A 3,306-nucleotide genomic window follows, 5' to 3' on the forward strand; every position below is an offset into this window, starting at 1 on the left:
GCGCGGGGGCGGGGACCGCCGGTTCGGTCAGACGGACCGGCTGGTCAGTTTCCGCACGTCCCACAGCCACACGTCCAGCTCCTGCCGTCCGGGGCCGACCAGCTGCTCCACGGTGCGGCGCAGCGGCTCGGCGTTCTGCTCGTCGCGCGGCAGCACCACCACCGCCGCGTTCCAGTGCCGCAGCTCGTCCAGGTAGCGGCGCCGCTGGCGGTCGTCCAGCTTCGGCGTACGGCCGGTGGACGATACCTCCCGCAGCATCTCGCCGATGCCGCTGGGGCGGCCGCCGAAGCGCCCGGGGTCGCCTGTGACGCCGTTGCGCGGCGCGAGGAAGTAGCCGCCGGGGATCTTGAAGTCGAGGTTGGTGCTGGCCGCCCAGCGCATCGGGTCGGTGTTGCCCATCGCGGGCACCGGCACTGACACGAGCGTCTGGTCCGGCCCGACGTACTTGCGCCACCTGTCGGCGGTGATGAACTCCGGCACCGGCTCCCGGGTGGTGACCTGCAACGGCATCGGCGCGATCGGCAGCAGCGCGAGGACCAGGCCCGCGGCGGTGAGCTTGCGGGCGGTACGCCGGTCCACGCCTCGCAGCGCCCAGGCGCGACGGACCGCGTACGCGAGCAGGATCGCCACCGTCACGCCGGTGATCAGGCCGAAGCGGGTCGGCACCACGGCGTCGAGCAGCGGCAGCCGTACCAGCAGCTCCCACGGGCCGGTGGCGATCTCCCGGTCCCACCAGGAGATCCGCTCGCCGAGGGAGAGCACGGCGAAGAACAGCCCGGTGGCGGCGAGCGCGCGGACGATCACGTCCCGCCGCAGCCACACCACGATGCCCACGACCAGCAGCGACAGGCTCCAGCCGAAGAACGCGTTCTCCTCCGAGTAGTTCGGCGCGAGGTTGACGTTGGCGCGTTCGTTGCCGCCGAACGTGGGCGAGCCGGGCGCGAAGAACGCGGCGATGTCGTTGCCGTAGTCGCGCACCGCGTCGCTGAGCCCGTGGTACGCCATCGGCCCGGCGAACTGCACCCACAGCGGGTACGCCAGCAGCGCCCCGGCCAGCGCCGCGCAGACCGCCAGCCCGGCGCCGAGCGGCCGCCACGCGGTCGTCCACCGCTCGCGCTGCTGCACCACCACGGCGATCAGGAACACGCCCAGGGCCAGCGCGGTGAAGAGGAGGATCTCCTCGTTGATGAACGCCTGCGCGGTGACCAGCAGCGCCAGCAGCACGCCGTCGCGGACCGGCCGGGCCGACCGGGTCAGCACCAGCACCCGCCACACGATGAACGGCAGCAGGAACTGGCTGATGATGTTCGGGTGCCAGTTGGCGTGCGACAGCATGGCCGGTGAGAACCCGCAGAACCAGGCCGCCACGGCGGCGGCCGGGCGGTGCCGGATCAGGTGCCGGGACAGCACCCGGTACCAGGCGGCGGCGGTGCCGGCCAGGCCGAGCGTGACCAGCGTGACGAAGGAGACCGCCGGTCCGAACAGGAGGGTCACCGGCACCATCGGGATGCCCAGCGCCAGGATGGCGGTGTTCGCCATCAGGTTGACGCCGTCGGGGTAGTTGAACTGCTCGGTGAAGAACGGGAACTCGCCGTGCAGCACCACCCGCACCGAGTGGGCGAGGAAGAACTGCACCTGCGCCGGGTCGCTGCTGTAGAGCGCGGCGACCCGTCCGGCCGGGTCGACCCAGATGCCGCTGGTGACCCAGATCGCGGCGAGCAGGAATCCGCCGTACACGGTGAGGTCGATCCGCCGGCGCGTCCACCGCCACCGGCGCGCGCGCCGCGCGCCCGGCGTGGCCGGCGCCTCGGGTGTGGTCGGCGTGGTGGTCGCCGGCTCCGGCTCGGCGGTGATGGTGACCGACGGTGGGTCCAGGGTGACGGCGCGGTGGCCCGTCGGGGCGGCGGCGTCCGGCGTCGAGGCGCCGCGGGTCTCGGCAGGCGTCACAGTCGGCGGAGTCTACCGGAGCCGGATATTGGTACCCGAATCGCCCGTCACGTTCCGCAGTGGCCGATCGGCCGAAAGGGTGAGCCGGGCGCGGCCGGGTGACCGGTCGTCTCGTACCATGTGGGCTTCCGACCGACGACCGGCGAGGGGATCAGGGTGCTTTCAGCCCGCCGAGGCGCTACGACGGGCATCGCGCTGGCAGCTCTGCTGCTGGTCACGGCCGGTTGCGGACCGGTCGCCGAACGGCAGCCGGCGGACCTGCGGGTCGGCTACGACAGCCTGGACGGCACCCTCGCGGTGTGGCCGCCGCGCGGCAGCCTGGCCCGCGACGCCGCGGCCACCGCCGCGATCACCACAGCGGTACGCGACTGGCGCTCCCCGGTGGACGACCGGGTGCACGTGCCCACGTCCGGCATCCTCTTCTCCGGTCAGGTCGCCGGGTCGGCGCTCGCGCTCGTCGCCGCCGACGTGCCCGGCGAGTCCGCCTCCTGGCTGCTGCAACTCGACCGGGACGGGCAGCGCTGGCGGGTCGTCCACGCCACCGAGTACACCGATCCCGGTTACCTGGTCTACTCCGACGTGCTGCCGGTGCGGGAGCCGTCCGGCCGCCGCTACCTCACCTCGGCCCGCGTCGAGCGCCTGACCGGGCCCGACGGCAAGGTGCTCGGCACCACCGACGGCGTCACCGACCCGGTCGCCGTACCGGCCTGCCGGGCCGTCGAACTGACCGCGACGCTGCGGGCCACGCCGTCGCTGCCGCGCGGCCGGGCCGCGGACCGCGTCCTCGACCTGGGTACGGCCACCGAAGCGCCCCGCTACCCTCTGGTACGCGACGAGACGGGTGCCGGCAAGCGTGCGCTGACCGGATTGGACACCTGCGTGCTCGCCGGTGAGCGGGGCCCGTTCGGCAGCGTGCCGCGCCGCATCGGCGACCGCGAGGCTCCCCGCTCCGCACCCGAGTCCTGGCCGATGGCGAAGATCGCGACGCGTTCGCTCGGCTCGGTGGCTCTCGGCGAGGGCGAGCCGGGCGAGTTGGAGCAGCTCAGCTGGGAGACGCCGGCCGGGACGATGACGGCCGTGGTCTACCGGCCCGCCGACGGTGGCACTCCGGTGGTCTCCCCCGCCGACCGGTCCACCACGCTCCAGGCGTACCACCTGCCGATGCCGGGCCGGCCGCTGGCGGTGCTGTCGTGGCGTACCCGGGACGCCTCGTTCTCCGCCCCGCCCGGCACGACCCGCCTGGTCGACCGTCCCGGCCTGGTGGTCGTCGAGCACACCGACCAGAGGCAGACGTTCAGCCTGGCCGGCACCGAGAAGACCTGGTACCGCTCCCTCCCCACCCCCTGACCCTCGCAGCAG

Annotated in this window: 2 protein-coding genes; one reads left to right on the forward strand and one right to left on the reverse strand. The window is 73.7% G+C overall.

From position 1 onward, the window contains the following. Positions 1 to 27: 27 nt before the first annotated feature. On the reverse strand, positions 28 to 1,947 hold the full coding sequence (locus tag ABD52_RS36780; protein WP_047894800.1) for a hypothetical protein: 1,920 nt from the start codon (positions 1,945 to 1,947) through the stop codon (positions 28 to 30). A 156-nt stretch (positions 1,948 to 2,103) separates the two neighbouring features. Here ABD52_RS36780 and ABD52_RS36785 point away from each other — a divergent pair, with 156 nt between their 5' ends. Beyond that, the gene (locus tag ABD52_RS36785; RefSeq protein ID WP_047894801.1) at positions 2,104 to 3,294 is read left to right on the forward strand and encodes a hypothetical protein; all 1,191 of its coding nucleotides are present in this window, start codon (positions 2,104 to 2,106) and stop codon (positions 3,292 to 3,294) included. Positions 3,295 to 3,306: the final 12 nt, after the last annotated feature.

Origin of the sequence: Micromonospora sp. RV43, from assembly GCF_001029515.1 — a bacterium.
GTDB lineage: Bacteria > Actinomycetota > Actinomycetes > Mycobacteriales > Micromonosporaceae > Micromonospora > Micromonospora aurantiaca.